The sequence below is a fragment of the Sphaerisporangium viridialbum genome (genome assembly GCF_049674955.1).
GTDB lineage: Bacteria > Actinomycetota > Actinomycetes > Streptosporangiales > Streptosporangiaceae > Sphaerisporangium > Sphaerisporangium viridialbum.
In genome coordinates this window covers 6620479-6641501 of sequence record NZ_CP187232.1, presented here as the reverse complement: position 1 = coordinate 6641501, position 21023 = coordinate 6620479, and the positions used below count along the sequence as shown (strand labels likewise).

21 protein-coding genes are annotated in these 21023 nt (G+C 69.7%); 13 read left to right on the top strand and 8 right to left on the bottom strand.

Annotation, left to right across the window (positions count from 1 at the left end):
* Positions 1–48: 48 nt before the first annotated feature.
* On the bottom strand, positions 49–852 hold the full coding sequence (locus tag ACOZ38_RS30095) for a DUF2306 domain-containing protein (RefSeq protein WP_424534513.1): 804 nt from the start codon (positions 850–852) through the stop codon (positions 49–51).
* A gap of 120 nt (positions 853–972) precedes the next feature.
* Between ACOZ38_RS30095 and ACOZ38_RS30090 the strand changes: the two genes are divergently transcribed.
* Positions 973–3729 carry a helix-turn-helix transcriptional regulator gene (locus tag ACOZ38_RS30090; RefSeq protein ID WP_424534512.1) on the top strand — a complete coding sequence of 919 codons (2757 nt, stop codon included), beginning with the start codon at positions 973–975 and terminating at the stop codon, positions 3727–3729.
* Positions 3730–3771: 42 nt separating this feature from the next.
* On the opposite strand, the gene ACOZ38_RS30085 is transcribed toward ACOZ38_RS30090, so the two are convergent.
* Together ACOZ38_RS30085 and ACOZ38_RS30080 are read right to left on the bottom strand one after the other, a co-directional pair.
* Complete coding sequence (locus tag ACOZ38_RS30085) at positions 3772–3978, bottom strand: DUF397 domain-containing protein (RefSeq protein WP_424534511.1); 207 nt, start codon at positions 3976–3978, stop codon at positions 3772–3774.
* Positions 3969–4796 carry a helix-turn-helix domain-containing protein gene (locus tag ACOZ38_RS30080; RefSeq protein WP_424534510.1) on the bottom strand — a complete coding sequence of 276 codons (828 nt, stop codon included), beginning with the start codon at positions 4794–4796 and terminating at the stop codon, positions 3969–3971. The genes ACOZ38_RS30085 and ACOZ38_RS30080 overlap by 10 nt, the downstream gene beginning before the upstream one ends.
* 297 nt (positions 4797–5093) lie before the next feature.
* On the opposite strand from ACOZ38_RS30080, the gene ACOZ38_RS30075 reads away from it, so the two are divergent.
* The 3 genes from ACOZ38_RS30075 to ACOZ38_RS30065 all read left to right on the top strand — a co-directional run bounded on the left by ACOZ38_RS30075 (position 5094) and on the right by ACOZ38_RS30065 (position 7340).
* Entirely contained in the window at positions 5094–5534 is a 441-nt protein-coding gene (locus tag ACOZ38_RS30075) for an ATP-binding protein (RefSeq protein WP_405151451.1), read from the top strand.
* 864 nt (positions 5535–6398) lie between these two features.
* Positions 6399–7103 (top strand): hypothetical protein, encoded by a 705-nt coding sequence (locus ACOZ38_RS30070; protein ID WP_424534509.1) that lies wholly within the window; start codon positions 6399–6401, stop codon positions 7101–7103.
* Between the two features lie 54 nt (positions 7104–7157).
* Positions 7158–7340, top strand: coding sequence for a hypothetical protein (locus ACOZ38_RS30065; RefSeq protein ID WP_424534508.1), 183 nt, complete (start codon positions 7158–7160; stop codon positions 7338–7340).
* 184 nt (positions 7341–7524) lie between these two features.
* On the opposite strand, the gene ACOZ38_RS30060 is transcribed toward ACOZ38_RS30065, so the two are convergent.
* The 4 genes from ACOZ38_RS30060 to ACOZ38_RS30045 form a co-directional block, all read right to left on the bottom strand.
* Positions 7525–7860, bottom strand: coding sequence for a helix-turn-helix domain-containing protein (locus ACOZ38_RS30060; protein WP_424534507.1), 336 nt, complete (start codon positions 7858–7860; stop codon positions 7525–7527).
* Positions 7857–7979, bottom strand: coding sequence for a hypothetical protein (locus ACOZ38_RS30055; RefSeq protein ID WP_424537109.1), 123 nt, complete (start codon positions 7977–7979; stop codon positions 7857–7859). Before ACOZ38_RS30055 ends, ACOZ38_RS30060 begins: the two co-directional genes overlap by 4 nt.
* Positions 7973–8227, bottom strand: a complete 255-nt coding sequence (locus ACOZ38_RS30050) for a type II toxin-antitoxin system RelE/ParE family toxin (RefSeq protein WP_424534506.1) — start codon at positions 8225–8227, stop codon at positions 7973–7975. Before ACOZ38_RS30050 ends, ACOZ38_RS30055 begins: the two co-directional genes overlap by 7 nt.
* Positions 8228–8323: 96 nt before the next feature.
* Positions 8324–11689, bottom strand: coding sequence for a S8 family serine peptidase (locus ACOZ38_RS30045; RefSeq protein ID WP_424534505.1), 3366 nt, complete (start codon positions 11687–11689; stop codon positions 8324–8326).
* Positions 11690–11984: 295 nt separating this feature from the next.
* On the opposite strand from ACOZ38_RS30045, the gene ACOZ38_RS30040 reads away from it, so the two are divergent.
* The 9 genes from ACOZ38_RS30040 (at position 11985) to ACOZ38_RS30000 (ending at position 20012) form a co-directional block, all read left to right on the top strand.
* Entirely contained in the window at positions 11985–12239 is a 255-nt protein-coding gene (locus ACOZ38_RS30040; RefSeq protein WP_248964602.1) for a Smr/MutS family protein, read from the top strand.
* Positions 12240–12321: 82 nt separating this feature from the next.
* The gene (locus ACOZ38_RS30035; protein ID WP_424534504.1) at positions 12322–12957 is read left to right on the top strand and encodes a pyridoxamine 5'-phosphate oxidase family protein; all 636 of its coding nucleotides are present in this window, start codon (positions 12322–12324) and stop codon (positions 12955–12957) included.
* 448 nt (positions 12958–13405) lie between these two features.
* On the top strand, positions 13406–13534 hold the full coding sequence (locus ACOZ38_RS30030) for a hypothetical protein (protein WP_392836383.1): 129 nt from the start codon (positions 13406–13408) through the stop codon (positions 13532–13534).
* A gap of 69 nt (positions 13535–13603) precedes the next feature.
* Positions 13604–14464 carry a JmjC domain-containing protein gene (locus tag ACOZ38_RS30025; RefSeq protein ID WP_424534503.1) on the top strand — a complete coding sequence of 287 codons (861 nt, stop codon included), beginning with the start codon at positions 13604–13606 and terminating at the stop codon, positions 14462–14464.
* A complete protein-coding gene (locus ACOZ38_RS30020) occupies positions 14461–15378 on the top strand; it encodes a JmjC domain-containing protein (RefSeq protein ID WP_424534502.1) in 918 nt (305 codons plus the stop codon). Before ACOZ38_RS30025 ends, ACOZ38_RS30020 begins: the two co-directional genes overlap by 4 nt.
* A gap of 86 nt (positions 15379–15464) precedes the next feature.
* The gene (locus ACOZ38_RS30015) at positions 15465–17297 is read left to right on the top strand and encodes an alpha/beta hydrolase family protein (protein ID WP_424534501.1); all 1833 of its coding nucleotides are present in this window, start codon (positions 15465–15467) and stop codon (positions 17295–17297) included.
* A gap of 1 nt (position 17298) precedes the next feature.
* Positions 17299–17868: a GNAT family N-acetyltransferase gene (locus tag ACOZ38_RS30010; RefSeq protein ID WP_424534500.1), complete on the top strand. Its 570-nt coding sequence runs from the start codon at positions 17299–17301 to the stop codon at positions 17866–17868.
* A complete protein-coding gene (locus ACOZ38_RS30005; protein ID WP_424534499.1) occupies positions 17861–19141 on the top strand; it encodes an MFS transporter in 1281 nt (426 codons plus the stop codon). The genes ACOZ38_RS30010 and ACOZ38_RS30005 overlap by 8 nt, the downstream gene beginning before the upstream one ends.
* Complete coding sequence (locus ACOZ38_RS30000) at positions 19131–20012, top strand: aminoglycoside N(3)-acetyltransferase (protein WP_424534498.1); 882 nt, start codon at positions 19131–19133, stop codon at positions 20010–20012. The genes ACOZ38_RS30005 and ACOZ38_RS30000 overlap by 11 nt, the downstream gene beginning before the upstream one ends.
* On the opposite strand, the gene ACOZ38_RS29995 is transcribed toward ACOZ38_RS30000, so the two are convergent.
* Entirely contained in the window at positions 20009–20920 is a 912-nt protein-coding gene (locus ACOZ38_RS29995; protein ID WP_424534497.1) for a helix-turn-helix transcriptional regulator, read from the bottom strand. The genes ACOZ38_RS30000 and ACOZ38_RS29995 overlap by 4 nt on opposite strands.
* Positions 20921–21023: the final 103 nt, after the last annotated feature.

Below are 21023 nucleotides of genomic sequence, written 5' to 3'. Positions count from 1 at the left end.
CGTAACCGCTTTCCCGTATTGAACCGGTTGAACGGAAGGAAGAGAAGCTCACCGACGTAGGGGATCAGAAGCGGACATCGGCGGGGACGCGACGCGTCCCCGCGGGCGCCTGCGGGACTTGGGCTTGCCGGTATGGTCGGTGTACTCCAGCCACCATTCGGCGATCACCAGGTTGACGACCCAGCTGAGCCATACGCCGGCGGCTCCGATCGCCGTGATCATCGCCTGCTCGTCGCCACCGTAGGCGGTGTCGAGCCGCGGAAGCTGGACGGCGAGCAGCACACCGGCCCACAGACGGCTCACGACGATTGACGTGGTGAGCGCGAAACTGCGGATCATCCACCTGCGGTGCTCGGGGAACCGCCGCTGCCGCGCCATGCGCCACCCGGCGAAACCGGTGATCAGCCACACCACGCCGAGCATGGTGTTCCCGGCGTTTCCCCCGAACCCCGTGTGGCCGAACGGGGCGACCCCGAGAACGGCGATGCCGGCGGGAAACACCCCGCCGAAGAAGTACGCCCGCCCCATCCAGCGGTGCGCCTTGGGATACGAGCGGCGGAACCACGGCCACACCTGGAAGCACCCCGTCAGCAGGGCCACCATGCCGAAGATGATGTGCGCCACGAGCAAGGGATAGAAGAATGGGGGAGAATCGGACACTTCAACCCGTGATCGCGCCGGGTCGAAGGTGAGGTACGGCGGCACGGAGTACACCACGAAGGCGAGCATCACGATGAACAGCGGAATGATCCAGCCGAGCTGGCGCCGCCTCCTCGCCACCGGGCGTGGAGATGGCGGCCCTGCTCCGTCCTCGTCGGGTACCGGGCCAGGTGCCCCCAGCGTCGTGGCCACAGAAGGTCTCCTCATCGTCGTAGGGGCCGGCGCGTCTTGCCCGCCCATCGCCGCCAGCCTTGTGGGGACGCGGGTCTGGGGCCAGAGTCGAACCGACTGCAGTCACCCGGGACACCCCCGGTGAAGAACCGGGACTCGCACGTGATGCACGGCCGGCACCGGGAACAAGAGGCCATCGCCCGGTTGCTCGCCGACGCGCGGGGCGGACGCAGTGGGGTGCTGATCCTGCGCGGCGAAGCGGGGATCGGCAAGAGTTCGCTGCTGCGCCATGCCGTCGCGACCGCGGCGGCCGCCGCCGAGCCCATGCGGGTGCTGGCATGTGCCGGGGTGGAATCCGAGGTCGAGCATGCGTTCAGCGGGCTGCTCGGGCTCCTGCGGCCGGTGCTCGATCACCTCGACGCGCTGCCCGGCGTCCAGGCCGAGGCGCTGCGCGGCGCGCTCGGCATCACCGACTCCGCGGCCTCGGACTTCCTGGTCTCGGCGGCGGTGCTCACACTGCTCGCGGCAGTGGCGGCGGACCGCCCTTTGCTGGTCACGGTCGACGACGTGCAGTGGCTGGACCGCGCCTCCGCCTCCGCCCTGCTGTTCGCCGCTCGCCGACTGGCCGACGAGCCTGTCGCGATGCTGCTCACCGTGCGCGAACCCGAACCGCTGCCGGTCAACACGGCCGGGCTGACCGAACTGGTGCTGTACGGACTGCCGCCCGAGGACGCCGCGCGGCTACTCCACGCGCACGGCTGGACGCTGCCCGCCCGTCAACGTGACGCCCTCGTCGCGGCGACCGGCGGCAACCCGCTCGCGCTGATCGAGCTGGCCCGGCTCGACGAGTCCGACCGGGGCATGCCCGACCTCGCGATGACCGGGACCCTGCCCGTGAGCGCCCGCGTCCGGGCGGCGTTCCTGCGTCAGGTCGACGCCCTGTCCGCGGACGGCCGCGCGGCGCTGCTGGTGGCGGCCGCGGAGGAGACCGGGGACGTCGGCATCGTCCTTGGGGCCGCCGCCCGGCTGGGCCTGCCGGCCGACGCTCTCGACCCGGCCGAGCGGTCGGGGCTGGTGCGGCTCACCGGGGGCGAGCTCCGGTTCCGGCATCCGCTGATCCGCTCCGCCGTCTACGCCGACGCACCTTTCGACCGCCGCCGCGCCGCGCACCTGGCCATCGCCGCATACCTGCGCGCCGGCGGAGAGGACGACCAGGCGACCTGGCACCGCGCCGTGGCGACGACCGCACCGGACGAGAAGATCGCCTACGCGCTGGAGCGCAGCGCCGACGCCGCGCGGCGGCGCGGCGGCGCGGCCGCGGCGATCTCCGTCCTGCAGCAGGCCGCGCGGCTCAGCGAGTCGCCCGCCGACCGCCGCCGCAGGACGGTGACCGCCGCGTTCGTGGCGCTGGACGCCGGCCGGCCCGGCCTGGCCCGGACGCTCGTCGACCAGGTCATGGCCGAGCCCGTGCCCGCCGTGACACTGGCCCAGCTCAACGGGACCATCGAGCTGTACAGCGGGGACCCCGCGATCGCCTACTCACACTTGATGCGGTGCGCCGAGCTCATGGCGTCCACCGAACCCGAGGAGGCCGCCTGGACCCTCACACTCGCGGCAGGATCGGCGTTGCACGCCGGAGACATGGAGGCGACGCTGCTGGCGACCCGGCGCATCACCGACCTGGACTGCGCACCGGCGACGCTCCGCGCCGCCGAAGGTCTCCTCGGAAGCCCCGAGGGCGTCATCACCGGGGCCGAGCTGTGGGAACTGCCGGGCGCCCTGGCCCAGGCCCAGGGCCAGGGCCAGGGCCAGGGCGAGGGCGGTGAGCGGCACTGGATGTGGGCGACCGTGATCGGCTGGATGGGGCCCGACGACCATCAGGCACTGCGGCTCGCCGAAGCCACCGGCCGCAGGCTCCGCGCCGCGGGCTATCCCGCCCTCTTGACCGAGGTGCTGTTCTACCACGCCGACATCGAGTTCCGGCTCGGGCGCTGGACGGAGGGGGCCGCGCATGCCGAGGAGGGCCTGCGGTTCAGCTACGAGACCGGACAGCGGGGGTGGACGGCCAACTTCCTCGCCCAGTCGGCCCGGTTCGCCGCTGTGCGCGGCGAGGCCGCGGAATGCCGCCGGCAGGCCCGGCAGGCGCTGGAGATCGCGCTCCCGCTGCGGGAGCGCATGGCTGCGGCCATGGCGACCGGCGCCCTGGGTCTGCTAGCGCTGGGGGAAGGCGCGTCAGGGGAGGCGTTCGCGGAGCTGATGCGCCTGGTCGACCGGGATTCGCCTCGATCCAATGATTTCATCGCCTTCGCGATGCTCCCTGACCTGGTTGAGGCCGCCGTGGGCGCGGGGCACCCGGAGCCGGCCCAGCGGGTCGCAGCGGCCATGGAACCTCGGACCGACGGTGTCGGCGGGCCCGCCGCCCTGGCCCGGAGGCACCGTTGCCGCGCGATTCTGTCGGACGACTCCCACGCCGAGTCGCACTACCGGAGCGCGCTGGCGGGCGGCGGGCTCGACCAGCGCCCCTTCGACCGGGCGCGGACCGAACTCCTCTACGGCGAGTGGCTGCGCCGCAACCACCGCAGGACGGAGGCCCAGCCGATGCTGAGGGCCGCGGGCGAGACGTTCGACGCGCTGGGAGCGGCACCGTGGGCACGGCGCGCGGTCGCCCAGTTCCGCGCGGCCGGCGGCGCCGTGCCCCACAGGAGCCGGGCGGTCGCCGCCCTGCTCAGCTCGCAGGAGCTGGAGGTGGCCAGGCTCGCGTCCGAGGGGCTGAGCAACCGGGAGATCGGCAGCCGGATGCACCTCAGCCCGCGGACGGTGGGCTCGCACTTGTACCGGGCGTTCCCCAAACTCGGGATCTCCGCACGCGCCGAGCTCCGCGACCTCGACCTCGACTGACGAGGCGTGCGTGACCGGGTGTCTGACCAGATATGCGGACGCTCAGGCCAGGTCGTCGAAGTGGCCGGCCTTGACTCCGCCGATGAAGGATCGCCAGTCGGTGGGGGTGAGGAGCAGTCTGGGGCCGTCGGGGTGCTTGCTGTCGCGGACCGCCACCACGCCGGGCAGGTTGACGGCAACCTCGACGCACTGACCGCCATTGTCTGAAGAGCGCGACGACTTCCGCCACAGGGCGCTGCTCAGGTCCATTCCCGTCTCACTTCCTCGATCATTTTGAGGGATACCTGCTCAGGATAGGCCCATGCCCGTACCGCTTCATATCGGTTCCAAATGGAAATTACGAATTCGCGGTCGCTTGTGATCTGTCCCTGAACAGGTGAGTCTGCGTGAATGGTGTCCGGCTGGTTGTCAGGTAGCTCGGCGATCATGAATGCTCCTGCCAGACCGGCCAGACAATCGGGATCGACGATCTGAACGGTGACGGAAGGCCGTTCTGCCGCATCCAACAGGTAGCCGAGTTGTTCACGCATCACCGTCGGCCCGCCCACCCTGCGACGCAGCACGCCCGCGTCGATGAGGACGAGAAGCAGGGGTGCGTCCTCTCGGTCGAGAATCCTCCGGCGTCGCATGCGTGCCTCGACCTGCTTCTCCACCTCCTCGGAAGCGGCTCGGGGCCCACGACTGAACAGTTGCCGAGCGTATGACTCGGTTTGGAGGAGGCCGGGGATCAGAAGGGGGTCCCAGGAGCGGAGGACGAGGGCGGTGGGCTCGATCTCCTCGGCCCAGCCTCTGAACCAGATCGGTCCGCCCGTGCTTGCGATGATGCGCTGGCGCAACGCCGCGAAGTGAGCGCCGCCCTCAGAGTCGAAGAGCCGGTCGAGCTTCTCGGCGTCGGATTTCGAGGGTGTCCGGGTGGCGGCTTCCAGGCGGCTGACCTGGGTTTGGGTGCATCCGAGGCGGGAGGCCACGGCGGCCTGTGACAGTTGCGCGGCTTCGCGCAGGCGGCGCATCTCGGCGCCGAAGCGCACACGAGGTGATCCCTGGCCGGGGAAGGGTTCGACGCTCATGGCGTTCCTCCCGAAATAGAGAAAAACGGACCTTTCAGCTTGGGTGGCAATACCAGAACCCAGGTATGGATAAACCAGTGCCTGTCATTACCGGTCATCTTCTGGGGTGCCGATCTGGTCATGTATTCATCGGTCACGAAGGCAATCTAAGCACACGCCTTCTTTCTTCGGCAGGACGAGAAGAGAAAAGCGTTTCATCGTCCATAAACCAGGGACAGGACAAGTGATGCGTGATCGAAAGGGTGATCTCCGGCGCTCCGGCGGCCTTCACTCGGAGGCCGGGTGGGGGGTGATCGCATGAGGTCGGACGAGCAGGTCGTCCAGCACGGAGGCGAGGTGCCGGCACGTGGGTGGCGCGGAGACTTCCCTGGGGAAGAGGCGTCCGTACCGGCGGCCCGGGCCTGGGTGCGAGGGCTGCTGGGCCTGCGGATCGCCACTCCGGCGCTGGACGACGTCCTGCTCCTGCTGAGCGAGGTGGTCACCAACGCGGTGGCCCACTCGGCGTCCGGGTGGACGGCGGACGGGCGGGTTACGGTACGGGTGGCCCTGGTCTCGCAGGTGGTCCACGTTGAGGTGACGGACGCCGGTTCGGCCACGAGCGCGCCGGTCGCGCGAGCGGCTGAGACGGACAGCGACGGCGGGCGCGGCCTGTGGATGGTCAACGCGATCGCGACCGCATGGGGGTCACATCACGACGGTGATCTGGGCCGGACCGTGTGGTTCCAGGTAACGGCGTAGCCTCCGCGTGCTAACCCCAAGCGGTGTCTGTGAACAATCACCGGGTGGGCCGCCGCAGAATGGCGCCGTCTTCGCCGCAATGAGTCTCGCCGTATCGGCGCCGAATTGAGAAGCCACATGAGGACGGGGAATGAGGCGCCGCCAGGGGCGTGGCGGCTCTTGGGGATGGCCCTCGTTCGCTCGTTGGAGACAGAGTTGTGTGTGCGCTTGGGTGTTCGTGGTCAGCCCACCCGGCACCCGTTTGGGTGGGGGGCCGGGGCTGCCCGCCCGAGTGGTGGGTCCCTGAATGGCGGGAGGGTGGGCCGCGGGACGGGGCGTGACCGTAGCTGTGGGGCCAGGGTGGCGGCTTGCGCGGGGACACCGGGGGCGTGGCGGCTCTTGGGGATGGCCCTCGTTCGCTCGTTGGAGACAGAGTTGTGTGTGCGCTTGGGTGTTCGTGGTCAGCCCACCCGGCACCCGTTTGGGTGGGAGGCCGGGGCTGCCCACCCGAGTAGTCGGTCCCTGAATGGCGGGAGGGTGGGCCGCGGGGCGGGGCGTGACCTGGCTGTGCTGTGGGCAGCTGCCCCGGTGCCCACCCAAAGCCCAAACGACGGGTGTCAGGAGCGCATCACCCCGCCCCCGCCACCCAGGCGAGTCACTGCTCGGGTGGGTAGCCCCGGGTTCCCCACCCAAGTGGGTGCCGGGTGGGCCGACTACGAAAGAAAACGGGTGTAGCGGCCGAGTAGCCAGGCGATGTCTGTCCTGGTAGCGGGCTGTGATGGACGCGCGCCGGTTCTGCGGCAATGACAGCAGGGGGAGCAGCCGGGCGGGCAAGGCGAACAGATGCTTTGTGGTCTGTCGGTGGAGGTCACTAGGGTCCCCACCATGCGAAGCAGCTATCTATCCTGGGCCGCTGCGGTGGAGTTGTTCGAGCGGCGCGGCCTTCCCAGAGAGACCTACAGGAACCTGTACGAAGAGGAGTACATGCTGTACCCCGGTAGCGCCTCGATCACTGGGGAGCTCTCCCTCAACGGCGACCCGCGCTCTCCGTGGCGCGACGGCACACCGGAGATGGCGACGGGCTACATCGTGGACGGTGACCTGACCGTCGACGGCAACATCGTCAATGACGACGACGGAGCCGCCGCGCTGGTCGTCCTGGGGAACCTGCGCGCCGCCAACATCAGCTTGGAGGGGGACGCCAAGCTCCTTGTGCAAGGCGACGTCGAGGTCGAGGCCTTCATGGGCAACTGGACCGACAAACTCGTGATGATCCATGGTGATCTGCGCGCGGCGGTGACGATCTGCTGGAACGGGTTCTGCCCCGATCTGATCGCCGGCGCCCTCCGTGGCAGGGCACTCGCCCCCCGCTACCTGGACTTCGCGGACCTGGACATCGGCCGGTTGGAGGACCCTGCCCCCGACACCCCGCTGGCCGACCTCATGGTCCCGGAGGTCCTCGTGGGCGACGATCCCCAGCCGGACGACTTCACCGAGATCGGCATTCGCTCCGGACCGCTGCGCGCGCGTCTGCGTGGGGGCCTTCCCCTCATCCGGCACGGACGCACCGTCCCGACGTCGTCCTCCTGATCCACGCCCTGTTCAGAGGTCCGGCTCATTGCCCGTGACGGGGTCACCGTGGAGGTGCGGCACGATAAGGGCAGCGCGGGAGGCATGGAGGAACTCCTCACCGATTTCACGAGCTTGACCGCCGCGTTCGCCTGGCGCGTGTACGGCATCGGCGGCAGGCGAGCCCGCGTGCGGCTGCCGGCCGAGACGGACGCGCGCATCGACGCCGGTGACAGCCCTGCGGGCGGGCCTGGATGACTGAACCGACCGTGACGGCTGTCGGGCGCGTTGCGGGTTCCGCGCCGCCAGGTGGTCCACGATCGCGGTCAGGTGCTCACCGATGGTCTGGTTTCAGGTGGCGGAGTAACCGTGAGGCGGAGCCCCCGCGTCCCTGAGGGCCGCGGTGGGGCATTTGGACTGGGTCGGTACGTCAGTGCTCGGGTTATGCGGCGTGGGTGTCAGTACCGCGCAGGATGTAGAGGTCGTCACCGAATACCGCCGAGATCTGAATCTGCCCGCCGAGTGCCTGCACATAGCGGGCAATGGCGTCGACGGTGGACACCTCGCCACGCTCGATCTGCGAGATCCTGCTCTTGGTCACGCCCATCTGGTCGGCCACCTCGGTCTGCGACAAGCCCAGTGTCTTACGCCGCTCGGCCAGCCGGTGGCCGTCAATGTAGGCCTGATTACGCCGACGTGCCTGAGTCAGCGCTTCTTCACCGGCGGAGTTCGCCACGATGTCGGCGCGGATGTCGTTCCACTTGGGAAAGTTCGTCATCGGTCCTTCTCCTCCGCCTCGCGTTCCTTCAGGTACTCCTCATACAGCTCCTCCGCGCGGGGGATGGCCCGGTGATACCAGCCGGACCAATCGCCGGACTTGCCACCGCCTACTAGCAGGATGGCCGATCGCCACGGATCGAACAGGAACAGGATCCGGATTTCGGAGCGTCCGGCAGAGCCGGACGTAGTTCCTTCAGGTTGTGGATCTGTGATCCTTCGAGCTTGTCGACCAGCGGTCGGCCTAACCCGGGGCCGGCCTGGGCCAGCCGGTCGATGGCATCGACGACCTGAAGCCGGGAACGTTCGTCCAGCATGTTGATCCAGGCAAGGATCTCGTTGGTGACGCGGATCTCCCATTCCTCCAAACTCGGAGTGTAGCAAATGCTTTACTCCGGAGCTGGGCGAGGAGCTGGGTGAAGTGGGTGGGGCCCGGTGACGATGCGCCGGGCCCCACCCTGCCGTCACTGGACGATGATCTTGTCTACTTCGATGGTGATGCCCTTCACCTCAGGAGTCGAGGTGGCCGTGGTGATGGAGCCGACTCCGGAGCTGACGCCCTTCACCTTCATGGTGTAGGTCAGCTTGCCGCCGGGCGCGCCGGGCGTGCTGCTGACGCGGTAGTCCTCGGTCGGAGGTCCGGAGATCTGGCCGCCGGCCGTGCCTTCGGAGTTCTCCGCTCCCACGGTCAGCCCGAACGAGGCTCCGGGGTCACCGGGCAGGTTGGACGGGTCGTAGGCGTAGGTGATGTCCTCGGTGCCGTTGAGGCCGATCCACTGCTGGAACACCTTCAGCCCGGTCTCGCCCCACAGGTGGACGCGCCACTCGAGGACGAGCCAGGTGGAGACGCCGTCGGTGAGCGTGCCCGCGTAGATGCCGGGCGCGCCCGTGCCGTCCAGGTCGGTCCAGTAGCTGGCGAGGACGTTGTTCGGCGGTGTCGGGTTGGGCAGGTTCTGCGGCAGGAACGAGACGTCCGCCGACCCGGACGTACCGCCCACGACGCTGTAGCCGTCGGAGACGACCCCGATGCGGGTGTAGCTCTTGCCCGCGTAGGTGAAGGCGGGGACGTTGAAGTTGACGGACTCCTCGTCGCCGATCGGGGTCGGCGCGATGCCGAACAAGTCCAGCGGGAGGTAGCCCGCGGGGCCGGTGCCCGGGGCGATGGACGGCTTGTCCGGCTGGCGCGCGGCCAGCGTGGTCTTGGTCGTCGCGATCTGGGTGCCCACCTTGGTGGCCCCGGTCACGCTGTTGAGCCGCAGCTTGGCGTCCAGCGTGCTGAGCGCGGTGACCTCGGCGTCCTTCATGGTGGTGTTCTCGACCGTGACCGTGCAGGTGGACTCGCCGGTGTTCTTGGCGATGGTGCTCGGCGCGCAGGTCTGGTCGATCGGTACGGCGCCCTCCTGGCGGTAGAACGCCACCGGCAGGTGCAGGTTACGGGTGCCGCCGGTCTGCTTCAGGTTGACCTGGCCGAAGTACTGGCCGTCGGGCAGGTCCGGAGCGGTGATGATGATGGTGAGGTTGACGCTCTTGCCCGGCTTGACGGTGAACAGCGGCGGCAGCACCGTCACGCTCGCTCCGCTCGGAGCGGTGCCCGAGGCGGTGTAGACGAGCGTCTTGTCGGTGACGTTGGTGACCTTGCGCTTGGCGGTGATGATGCCCGGCATGACCGGCGCGTTCACCGACGGCACGTTCAGGTCGATCCGGTTGAGCGGGTCGGCCGCCGAGGCCGCGTAGTTCGCCGCGGTCTCGTCGAGCGTCAGGCCCGGGTCGCCGGCCTTGGTGAGGTCGATGCGGCCGCCGCCGTAGTCGAACGGGTCGGCGGGGGTGACCCGGTCCTGCTTGGTGACCGCGGTCTTGGCCGTGGTCTCAAGGGCGGACTTGACCTGGCCGGGCGTCCAGTCCGGGTGCAGCGCGAACAGCAGGGCGCCGGCCCCGGCCACGTGCGGGGAGGACATCGACGTACCGGCGATCACCTGGTAGAGGTTGCCCGGGGGGCCCTCAAGCGGCGACTCGGGCGTCGGGGTCTGCCCGGCGAGGATGTGCAGGCCGGGCGCGGTGACGTCCGGCTTGAGGAAGTCGCCGCCCGGTCCCCGCGAGGAGAACGTGGTCATGGCGTCGCCCTGCCAGGTCGTCTTGGTGCCCTGGGTGAACTGCGCCTTCGCGCCTGGGTTGGCGGTGAGGAAGTTCAGCAGCGTCGTGCTGTCCGGCTGGTCGATGTGGACGGTCGGCAGCCAGTGGTTGTCGGTCATCACGTCGAGCGGGGTGGCGTTGTACAGGATCATGCCCGCCGCGCCGCCCTGCTTGACGTTGAAGCCCTTGAGCACACGGTTGGGGCCACGCTGGCAGGCGACGATCTTGCCGGTGAACAGGCCCGGCGGGGGCGTTCTCTCGCACAGCGCGTTGGAGTACGGCGGAGCGGCGGCCGAGACGATCGGGAGCGGCGAGGAGACCCCCGCCGTGATCGAGGCGCCGGACACGGTGGCCGTGGCCCCGCCCGTCCCGGTGAGCGTCACGGTCGACCGGAAGGTACGGGTCTGCGTGGACGCGGCGACGGTCGTCACCCACGGGCTGCGGTGGTCGGTGGTGTTCGCGCCGGGGCCGGAGTTGCCCGCAGAGGCGGACACGAAGACGCCCGCCGCGTACGCGTCCAGGAACGCGAGCTCGACCGGGTCGCTGTACGGGTCGCTGCCGCCCGAGATCGAGAAGTTGATGGCGCGGACGCCGTCGAGGATCGCGCGGCCGACGGCGGCGGCGGAGTCGGAGGGGAAACAGCCCTCGGCGCCGCAGACCTTGTAGACCGACACGGCCGCGGCCGGGGCGATGCCGTGGATGGGGCCGCGGCTGATGCCGAGCGGGTTGGCGTCCGCCACGGGACCGCCGGCCGAGGTGGTGGCGGTGTGGGTGCCGTGCCCGTTGGAGTCGCGGGCGCTGTTCGGGTACACCTCGCCGCCGAAGACGGCGTTGTAGGTGGCCAGGAACGGCTGGCCGCCGATCAGCTTGTGGTTGCAGACGAACGGGTCGTTCGCGGGGGTCAGCGGGTTGTCCCCGAAGTTGCAGACCCGGGGCGTGCCGTCCTTGGTCGGCGGGGCAGGGGGCAGGTTGCCCGGGTCCGCGAAGGACGGGTGCTCGGGCCACACGCCGGTGTCGAGGCTGGCGTAGACGACGCCCTTGCCGGAGGAGGAGCTGCCGCCCAGCTTGTTGTAGATCGTGGGCGCGCCGATGAAGTCGGGGCTGGAATCCGTGAGGGGCTGCTGGAGCTTGTCCTCCTGCACGGCCGCCACGCCGGGCAGCTTCAGCAGCTCGGCCGCCTTGTTGGCGGGCACGGTCAGCGCGATGCCTCCGTAGACCGTGCGGAGCCTCTGCCCGGGCTTGGCGCCGGGGATCCGCTTGCTCAGCTCGCCGAGGAAGCTGGCCTCGATGCCCTCGATGTGCTGCTCGTACTGCTTGGCGGGTGCGCTCTTGATGTCGAGGCTCTTGCCGGTGACCTGCGGGCTGGTGCCCGGGAGCCCCTTCAGGCCGCCCTTGTACGCCGCCAGCGAGTCGTAGTCGAGCTTGACGACCACGCTGACCGGATTGCTCGTCGTCGCCTTGAACAGGGACGCGTCACTCTTCGCCAGCTTGCCGCTCGGAGACTTCGCCCCCTGGACGCGGTCGGCCGCGGTGAGCGGGGTCGCCTTCCACTTGCTGGTCGAACCTGTCGCGGGAGAGGGGGTCGGTTCCGCTGACGCCGGGCCGACCGGGCACATCACGCCGACGATCGCGAGACTCGCGCCGACGGCCGCGATGCGGCGCGCACGGGATAAGAGGGTGGGCAGGGGCTTGCTGAGCACGACACCTCCTGGAGAACCACTGGGACCGCCGCCCAGCGGGCATGGAGGAGCCGCGTCGCCCGTGAGAGAGCACGGGAAGGACCCCACCCTCCCCGTTGGGCGACAAGTGGTCGGCCGCCCGTCTCCGGGTGACCAAACACAGACGGAGTCTAGATGCGTACTACATTCACGCCTAGATCACGCCAGCTACAGATGTGCAGCAATATCTGACCAAATATGGACACGATCCGGTTAATTGGTGTGATAGACGCAGTTAGCAGAACGTTCCAAAGCACAGGGACGTACAATCATCGGCGTGAAGCTGAAACTGGATCTCCACGACATCTACAACAGGGGCGGCGAGATCGACCGGGCGCTGCGCGGGATCATCCAGGAGGCGGTGCAGAAGAAGGCCACCGAGGTCGAGATCATCCCTGGCAAGGGCTCTGGCCAGCTCAAGAAGAAGGTGCTGCGCTTCCTCGACCAGAAGGAAATCAAGGCCCTCTACCACCGCATCGACAAGGACGCCAAGAACCACGGCCGCCTGTTCGTGTACTTCCGCTGGAAGTAGGCCGGTGGGGCGTCGCCCGCGGTCAAGAACGCGTCAAGTATGCTGGCGGTGGTCATGATCTTTGACGGCGTGAGGAGACGCGGTGACGGGGAACGCCGACTTCGTGGAGATCACCTCCAAGACCGAGCTGCGTGAGCTGCTCGGCGAGCCGATGCCGAGGGCCGTCGCCAAGGAGCGCGTGGCGCTGCACGAGCGCGACAGGGAGTGGCTCGCGGCCTCCCCGTTCTGCCTGATCGCGACGGCCGGCGCGGACGGCACCTGTGACGTCTCGCCCAAGGGCGACCCGCCCGGATTCACCCACGTCATCGACGACGTCACGATCGCGATCCCCGATCGCCCGGGCAACCGCCGGGTGGACGGCTTCGTCAACGTCCTGGAGAACCCCCACGTCGGCCTGGTCTACCTCGTTCCCGGGCGCACCGAGACGCTGCGCGTCAACGGCAGGGCGCGGCTGGTGCGCGAGGCGCCGTTCTTCGACCAGATGATCGTCAAGGGGCACCGGCCCTCGCTGGCCCTCGTCGTGGAGGTCGAGCAGATCTTCTTCCACTGCGGCAAGTCGTTCCTGCGGTCCTCGCTGTGGAAGCCCGAGACGTGGAACCCCGAGGCGCTGCCGACGCACGCGCGCATAGTCAAGAGCGTCCAGCCGACCGAGGAGACCCTGGAGCAGCTCGAACGCTACTACGGCCCGGAGTACGCCACCCGCCTCTACGGCTCCTGACTGGCGCGCGCCAAATCCTGACGTTCCTGACGGCCGTGCGCTGAATCGGTCCTGAGGTTCCTGACGGGCGTGCGCTGAATCGGCCCTGAACCACTTCTGAACGGCCGCACCCCTACTCGAATCGCTTCTGCCGCGCCTTCTCCCGTGCGCACTTTCGTCTCTTCTGACAACCCCGTGCCGCGTGCGCGCGCGATCGCATCGCGCTGCGCCAATCGTCTTCGAGCATGCTGACGTGCCGCCCGTCAGGCAAGGGGATCCTCCTCACCGAGGCGCCGTCCGGTGGGCGCGGGAGCGGAAAGACTACCACCGCGACGACCCCCGCAGACGATTTAAATAATGAGCGCAATATCGAATAAATAGCGGTTGACAGCCTTTAAGGGGGTCTGGGTAACCTTCAATTGGTAACGCGATCTACACAAAGTAGGTCGCCTAGAGAAGGAGGTCCATTATGGCACTTCGTGACACCGTGAAGTCCCTCGCCGGCCAGGAGGACGGTGCCGCCGAGCGTAATGTCGGTGAGGCTGAGGACGCTTTCGACGCCCCCATGATGATCATGAACCAGATCCACGAGGCCTAAGCCTCATGGTGGTTCGGGGTCCGGGAGGCGCGGCCTCCCGGATCCCCTTTCTCAAAGGGAATGATTCAATTGGGTCATAAACTTGTCGAGCTCCTTCGCGCCGAGGGAATCTTCGGCGACCTGTGGGCGAAGGACCACAGAGTCGTTCGCGGCGCGGCGAACGCGGCCGACTACATTTCGACGGGCCTCATCACGGAGAAGCTGGAGGCGAGCCTTCTCCGCTGGCCGTACTTCTCGGTGCTCCGTGACGGCCAGGTGCCGCAGGTCGGCACCTTCACGCGCACGCGGAACGTCATCGGCCACCCCCGCGACGGGTTCGCCGACCTGGCGAAGATCCGCCGCCTCATGGACGCCGGCGCGACGCTGAAGCTCAACCAGCTCTCGGACTGGCACCGGCCGACACGGGAGATCGTCCGGGCGATCGAGGAAACGGCCCCCGTGAGCGTGTCCACCTACGTCTTCTGGACGCCGGAGGAGAAGCGGGGGATGCTTCCCCACCGTGACGCCTCCCACGTGGTGGTGGTCCAGCTCGAAGGCCGCAAGGAGTGGCACCTCTACGCGCAGAGGGGCCAGGTCAGGTCGGACGCGGGGCTCGACGTGGACAACGCCGAGCCGAGCCACAGGTTCGTGCTGGAGCCGGGGGACGTCCTGTACCTGCCCCACGGCTGGCCGCACGACGCCGTGGCGCACGGCGGGCCGTCGATGCACCTGACGTTCACGCTCACGGAGCCGACCCCGGAGGACCTGCTGGAGGCCCTCCGGCAGCACATCGAGGACGCCAACCCCGACCTGGCCGGGCGGTTCCACGCGCGGACCCTGGAGCAGCGCTCCTCCGACGTGCAGGCGGCGCTCGTCCGAGGGCTGGACGAGCTCGACGCCGAGACCTGGACACGGCTCGCGCTTTCGACGATGAGGAGGAAGACAGGATGAGCGACCTGGCGGTGGAGCAACGCGAAGAGACCGTCCTGCCGACCCGGCTGGAACACCTGGTGGGCGACGTCGACGACTTCTTCGGAAATCACTGGGGAAACCAGCCCACGGTCTTCCGCGCCTCCGCGGACCTGTCGGGCCTCATCTCCGAGCAGGAGATCTGGGACGAGGTCGACTGCGGACTGCTGATCCGGCCCTACTTCACCGCCTTCAACGAGGGGGTGCGGTCGGCGCTCACCGACATGACGAAGAAGCGGAGCATCGTCGGCCACGAGGTTCCCGGTTACATCAACAAGGAACAGATCCTCAAGGATTTCGCGGCCGGGGGGACGTTCAAGTTCAACCAGCCGGAGCACTGGCATCCCCGCATCCGCGCGCTGGTCGACAGCCTTGCGCCGGAGTTCCGCGCCGAGCTGGAGGCGTACGTCTTCCTGAGCCCTCCCGGCAAGACCGCGATCCAGGCGCACATGGACGGCTCGCACGTGCTGGTGCTTCAGGTCGCCGGTGTCAAGGACTGGCATGTCGGGCTGCTCGACGAGACCTCGATCAGCGGATCGGACCGGTATCACCAGCCCGATATCCCGAAGGACAGGCGCATCGACGTCACCCTCACGCCGGGAGACGTTCTCTACATGCCGCACGGCGCCCCGCACTACGCCACGGCCCGCGTCGGCAACTCGATTCACATCGCCATCACCATCGAGGAGCCGACGACCGGTGACCTGGCCGACGTGTATCTCGCGCAGTTCATGAGCGAGCCGCTGTTCGACAATTTGATGATCGACCACCACCGGCTGAGCCCCAATGCGAAGGTGGACCTTCTCCGTGAACTGCTCGGGGCCCATCTCTCCACCGCCGACCCGATCAGAACGCTGGAATCGACAATCAAAATGAGAAAGGCGCACCAGCGCTAGGAAACAGGGATGTAGAAGCGGTGGAACCGGTCGACCTCGCCAATTGGATCGAATATCTCGGCAGCGAGCCCCGTATGAGGAGCGTGGTGGCGGTAGGGGGTGCCTATTTCGCCCTTATCGTGGAGGTGCCCGAGGGCCGCCGGGCCGTCACCAACGCCATCGTCTATGAACGCGGGCTCACCGGGTGGGCTCCCCAGCGGGTGATCCGGGGCGCCGGCCGTGTGGTCCCCGTCCGGAAGTCCGAGATCGTGTTCGCCAGACCGGCTGGCCGGGCTCAGAGCATCTCGTACCTGGACCTGGCCCGGCCGGACATGCCCGAGACCGAGATCCGCCGCGTGCCCGGCCGCGTCGGCTCGCTGCTGTGGCGGCCGGACGAGGAGGCGCTGCTGCTGACCTTCCAGCCGCCCGCCGGCACCTCCACCGAGATGCCCGGCGCGCTGCGCACCACGAAGGCCAACTTCTCGCTCGCGGACACCGGGGAGCCGTGGCGGGTCGCCACGCTGTCCCTCGACGGCTCGCTGCGCGAGGAGCGGTGCCCGCCGGCGCTCACAGGCGAGATCACCTGGGCCGAGGGCGGCCGGATGGCCGGGGGCATCGCCCGCGAGGAGCGCGGCGGCGTCCAGAGATACGGGCTCGCCGTCTGGGGGCCGGGGGAGGGGCCGGTCGAAGAGGTGTGGCTGGAAGGGTGCGACCTGTCCGGCCCGCTCACCTCGCCCGGCGGGCGCTCGGTGGCGCTGGTCGCCTCCAGCGGCGGCTTCGGCCCCGACCACCTGGAGCACCACCCATACGTCCTCGACGCCGCGAACCTGAGCCTCCGGCCCGTTCCCACCGACCGCGAGGTCTGGGCGGTCCCGCAGTGCTGGCTCTCGGAGAGCAGCCTCCTGGCGACCGCCGAGAGAGACAGCGCGCGGACGCTCCAGGTCTGCGACCTGTCCGGCGGCACCTGGTCGGAGAGGGACACCGGGACCTCCGTGCTTTCGGTGTCGGCGGCCGGGGAGGACCGCATCGTCGCGATCCACTCGGGGATCGACACCCCTCCGTATCTCACGGCCGGCGACCTGGACGGGCCGTACGAGGAGCGCGTGGAGTCCTCCGCGCCCGTGACCGGGCTGACCGGCCCCCTGGAGCGGCACCGGGTCGTGCTGGACGAGGTCCCGATGGGGTACGCGCTGTGCCTTCCCCCGCCGGGCGTACCGGTGCGGGGGCTGGTCGCGATGTTCCACGGTGGCCCCACCATGAGCTGGTGCGACTGGTCGTGGAGGTGGAACCCCTGGCCCTTCACGCGGCTCGGCTTCGCGGTGGCCCTGCTGGAGCCGCCCATGTCCAGCGGTTACGGCACCGCCAACATGGCCGCGGGCTGGCGCGCCTGGCGGTCGGGCATCGGGGCCGGCGCGGTCGCGCTGGTCGAGGAGGTCAGGACGCGGCACGGCCTCGACGGCGTCCCCCTCATCGCGATGGGAGGCAGCTTCGGCGGCTACCTCGCCCTGCACGCCGCCTGCGAGCTGGACGTCCGCCTCGCCGTCGCGCACGCGAGCCCGGTGGGCCTGGCGTCCGTGGCCTACGGCTCCGCGGTCCTGTGGTCGTGGGTGCGCGAGTACGGCCACCCCCTGGACGAGGCCCGCCTCTACGACGAGGAGTCGGTCGACGCCCGGCTGGTGCGGCCGGGGACGCGCGTCCTGCTGTCGCACGGGATGGCCGACCACCTCGTCCCGTACACCGAGTCGGTGCGCGCCCACCGGATCCTGGTGCGCGAGGGCGTCGACAGCGAGCTTGTGCTGTTCCGCGACGAGGGCCATGCTCTCCGGCAGCCCGGAGTCGTCGCCGACTGGTACCGCTGGACCGCGCGAGCGTGTCTGGAGGCCGCCGCGACGACTCCGGGCCAGGACAGGTTCAGTTCCGTCGACATGGGGAGCGATTGATATGCCGGGAACCCTGGAGCTTCGGCCCGTCGTGGAGGCCGACCTCCACGCCTTCGACGCGGCCTTCCAGAGCGAGGAGGGCGCGAGCACGTACCAGTGGTTCGGATTCACCCCGACCGTCGGCCAGTACGAGGCGCTGCGCGCGCGGCGGCTGCTCGGGGGGCCGGACAACATGCTCTCCGTCATCGTGGACGGCGAGCTGGCCGGCCGGGTCGAGTGGCTGGAGCGGCGCTGGGGGCGCAGGGACACCTCGCTGTGCTGGGAGATCGCGATCGGCCTGCTGCCGGGCCGGCGCAGGCGGGGCATCGGCACCCGGGCACAGCGCGAGCTGGTGCGCTACCTGTTCACCCACACGCGGGTCGAGCGCGTGCAGGCCACCACCGACCCGGAGAACCGCGCCGAGGTCAGGTGCCTGGAGAAGGTCGGGTTCCGGCTCGAAGGCACCGTACGCCGCGCGCAGTGGCGCGGCGGGCGCTGGCACGACCAGCTTCTGTTCTCCGTCCTGCGAGACGAGTTCGACCTGACGCCGCCGGACACCCCGGCCGATCGAGAAGGCGGGCCCAATGGCTGATTCCACACTGAGCCTCGCCCGCGCCTGGCGGGCCACGCGGGGACACACCGACGCGCGCAGGCTGGTCGCCGTGCACGTCGTCGACTGCGTGGGCAACGGCGTGCAGTTCTCCACCCTGGTCCTCTACCTGAACCGGCAGTCGGGGCTGAGTGTCTGGCACATCGGGCTCGGGCTGGCCGTCGGCGGCGCGTTCGGCCTGGTGTCCAACCTCGTCGCCGGGCGGCTGTCGGACAGGTGGGGAGGGCGGCGCCTGCTCGCCGGGCTGCTCATCGGCCTCGGCGCGGTCTTCTGCCTGCTGCCGCTGGTGCGGAGCCTGGGCGCGTTCATCCTGTTCGCCACCGTCTACTCGCTGCTCCACTTCTCGTGCGGGGCCCCGTTCATATCGCTGATCGGAGACGCGTTCGGGGCGCGGGACCGCGCGCGGGGCCGTGCCATGATCCGGTCGTTCGGCAACGCCGGCATGGCCCTCGGCGCCGGGGCGTCGGCGATCCTGCTCGCCGCCGCACCCGGCTCCTTCCTGGCCGCCTCGCCGTTCGTCAACGCGGGCAGCTTCCTGCTCGCCGGGCTGATGGTGGCGCGCCTGCGCGGCGGAGCGGTCAAGCGCCGGCCGGACGCCGCGCCGAGGACCTCCGGCTGGCACGCCGCCTTCGAGCGCGGCATGCCGTCGATGATCGTCACGACGTCCGTGCTGGGCCTGCACTCCTCGCTGCTCGCGGTCGGGATCCCCCTGTGGATCTCGGTCACCGGGGTCGTCCCGCCATGGAGCATCCCGGTGCTGATCGGCCTGAACACCGTGCTCGTCGTGGCCTTCCAGGTCGCGGCCGCCGAGCGTTCCGGGGTGTCCTTCCCCACGGCGGTGCGGGGGTCGCGCGTGGCGGGAGTCGTGGGCGCGGCCGGCTGCGCGGTCATGGCGGTGTCGCTGTGGCCGGGCTCCACGGCTGTGGCCGCCGTCATCCTCGTCGCGGGCTTCGGGCTGCTGACCGTCACCGAGCTGCTGCAGAACGGCGCGGCGTTCTATCTGGGCCTGAACCTCGGCCCCGACGACCGCCGGGGCGAGTACGCCTCGGCGTTCCACCTCACGCAGATCATCGAAGGGGTCCTCGGCCCGCTGGTGATCGGCGCGGTGTTCGCCGGAGGGGACGGGGCGGCGTGGCTGGTCTTCACGGCGGCGCTGCTCGCCGCCGCGGCCCTCTACCGGCGGGTGGCGGGGAAGGTGGCGCACCTGGATCCCGCGCCCAGGGAGCTCGCCGGGGTGGGCGGAGATGCTGCATAGCGCCGCCGACGAGAGCGTGCCCGGGCCGTTCACGCGGGAGGGCCTGGCCGGGGACCTGGGCGCGCTCGGGCTCACGCGCGGCGACGTCGTCGTCGTCCACGCCTCCATCAGGGCGATCGGATGGGTCGTCGGCGGCGGCGTCGGGCTCCAGCAGGCCCTGCGGGACGCCGTGGGGGAGGAGGGCACGCTGGTCGTCCCCTCGTTCACCACGTACCTGAGCGACCCCGGCACGTGGGTGAACCGGCCCGTCCCACCGCGGTGGTGGGAGACGGTGCGCGCGACGCTCCCGCCGTTCGACCCGCACCTGCACCCCGCCCAGCCGGGCCTCGGCCGGTTCCCCGAGATCGTCAGGACGGCCGGGGGCGCGCGAAGGTCGTCGCACCCGCTGTACTCCTTCGTCGCCGACGGCCCGCACGCCGAACGCGTCGTCGCCGGCCACCCACTGTCGTACGGCCTGGGCGCCGCCGGTCCCCTCGGGCGGCTGTACGACCTCGGGGCCAAGGCGCTGCTCCTCGGGGTCGGCTGGGACAAGTGCACGATGCTGCACCTCAGCGAGCATCTGACGCCCTTCAGGGGACGCAGGACGCATCGGGTGGCCGTCCCCGCCGGCCGGGCGGACGGCCTGACCACCTGGCGTGAGACGCGGCAGCTCGTCATGTACGAGGGCGACTTCGACCGGGCGGGGGAGTACATCGGCTCGCGGGGCGCGGGCCGTACGGGGGCCGTGGGGAACGCGCGGTCCGTGCTCTGCCCGGTACGCCCGCTGGTCGACGCGGCGAACGCCTACTTCCTGCGGCACAGGGACCTGACCCGGGCCCTCGCCCCGCCGTACCTCCGCGACGTCCGCGAGTCGGACCCGGCGGCGTACTAGGCGGAGGTGCCAGGCCGCGGAGCGGAAGTGGGATGGGTCTCCGAATCGGAGATGTTGTTCTGGTCGATGGTCGCGGCCCAGCCGGCCAGCAGGTTCAGGGCGTCGCGTGCGGGTGTGGCGGGTTCGGCGCTGTAGGCCATGATGGTCAGTCCGGTGTCGGCGGGTAGTTCCAGGGCGTCGTACTCGAGGGTGAGTTCGCCGACGATGGGGTGGCGGAGGTGTTTGACGCCGCCGCGGTGCAGGTGGACGTTGTGGGTGGCCCAGCGGGTGCGGAACAGGTCGCTTTGGGCGGAGAGTTCGCCGACCAGGTCGGTCAGGGCTTTGTCGTGGGGGTCGCGTCCGGCTTCGGCGCGCAGGATCGCGACGGTGCCGGCGGCCATGCGTTCCCAGTCGAGGTAGTAGTCGGTGGCTGCTGAGTCCAGGAACATGAAGCGGGCTACGTTGGGCGGCTGGCGCGGGCCCGCGAGGATCGGGTTGATGAGGGCTTTGCCGAGTTGGTTGGTGGCCAGGATGTCCAGGCGGCGGTTGCGTACGTACGCCGGGGTGGTGGACATGGAATCCAGAATGCGCTGGATGCTGGGGCGCACGTGGGGTTTCGGGGTGCGCCTGGGTGTCCGTGTGCTGGTGTTGGCGGCGTGGGCCAGAACAAACAAGTGTGCGCGTTCGGCCTCGTCGAGGTGGAGGGCGCGGGAGAGGGCTTCCAGGACGCCGTCGGAGACGCCGCGGGCGTTGCCGCGTTCGAGCTTGATGTAGTAGTCGGCGCTGACGCCGGCCAGTAGCGCGACCTCCTCGCGGCGCAAACCGGTCACCCGGCGGTATCCGCCGTTGGCGGGCAGGCCGGCTTGTTCGGGGGTGATTTTGGCGCGGCGGGAGGTGAGGAAGTCGCGGAACTCGGTGCGGGCGTCCATGCCCACGACGGTACGTCCGTTTCTGCGTGCGTGGGGGGCCCTGGCAGTACCTGCAACAGCAGGAACCCCCTGGTGGGAGGCCATAATCAGCAATTCGTGCCAC

Bases quoted from the DNA above. Each gene is read 5' to 3' on its own strand.
- ACOZ38_RS30085 (WP_424534511.1), bottom strand. From the start codon at position 3,978: ATGGACCTGAGCAGCGCCCTGTGGCGGAAGTCGTCGCGCTCTTCAGAC.
- ACOZ38_RS30080 (WP_424534510.1), bottom strand. From the start codon at position 4,796: ATGAGCGTCGAACCCTTCCCCGGCCAGGGATCACCTCGTGTGCGCTTC.
- ACOZ38_RS30075 (WP_405151451.1), top strand. From the start codon at position 5,094: ATGAGGTCGGACGAGCAGGTCGTCCAGCACGGAGGCGAGGTGCCGGCA.
- ACOZ38_RS30070 (WP_424534509.1), top strand. From the start codon at position 6,399: ATGCGAAGCAGCTATCTATCCTGGGCCGCTGCGGTGGAGTTGTTCGAG.
- ACOZ38_RS30060 (WP_424534507.1), bottom strand. From the start codon at position 7,860: ATGACGAACTTTCCCAAGTGGAACGACATCCGCGCCGACATCGTGGCG.
- ACOZ38_RS30030 (WP_392836383.1), top strand. From the start codon at position 13,406: ATGGCACTTCGTGACACCGTGAAGTCCCTCGCCGGCCAGGAGGACGGT.
- ACOZ38_RS30020 (WP_424534502.1), top strand. From the start codon at position 14,461: ATGAGCGACCTGGCGGTGGAGCAACGCGAAGAGACCGTCCTGCCGACC.
- ACOZ38_RS30010 (WP_424534500.1), top strand. From the start codon at position 17,299: ATGCCGGGAACCCTGGAGCTTCGGCCCGTCGTGGAGGCCGACCTCCAC.
- ACOZ38_RS30005 (WP_424534499.1), top strand. From the start codon at position 17,861: ATGGCTGATTCCACACTGAGCCTCGCCCGCGCCTGGCGGGCCACGCGG.
- ACOZ38_RS30000 (WP_424534498.1), top strand. From the start codon at position 19,131: ATGCTGCATAGCGCCGCCGACGAGAGCGTGCCCGGGCCGTTCACGCGG.
- ACOZ38_RS29995 (WP_424534497.1), bottom strand. From the start codon at position 20,920: ATGGACGCCCGCACCGAGTTCCGCGACTTCCTCACCTCCCGCCGCGCC.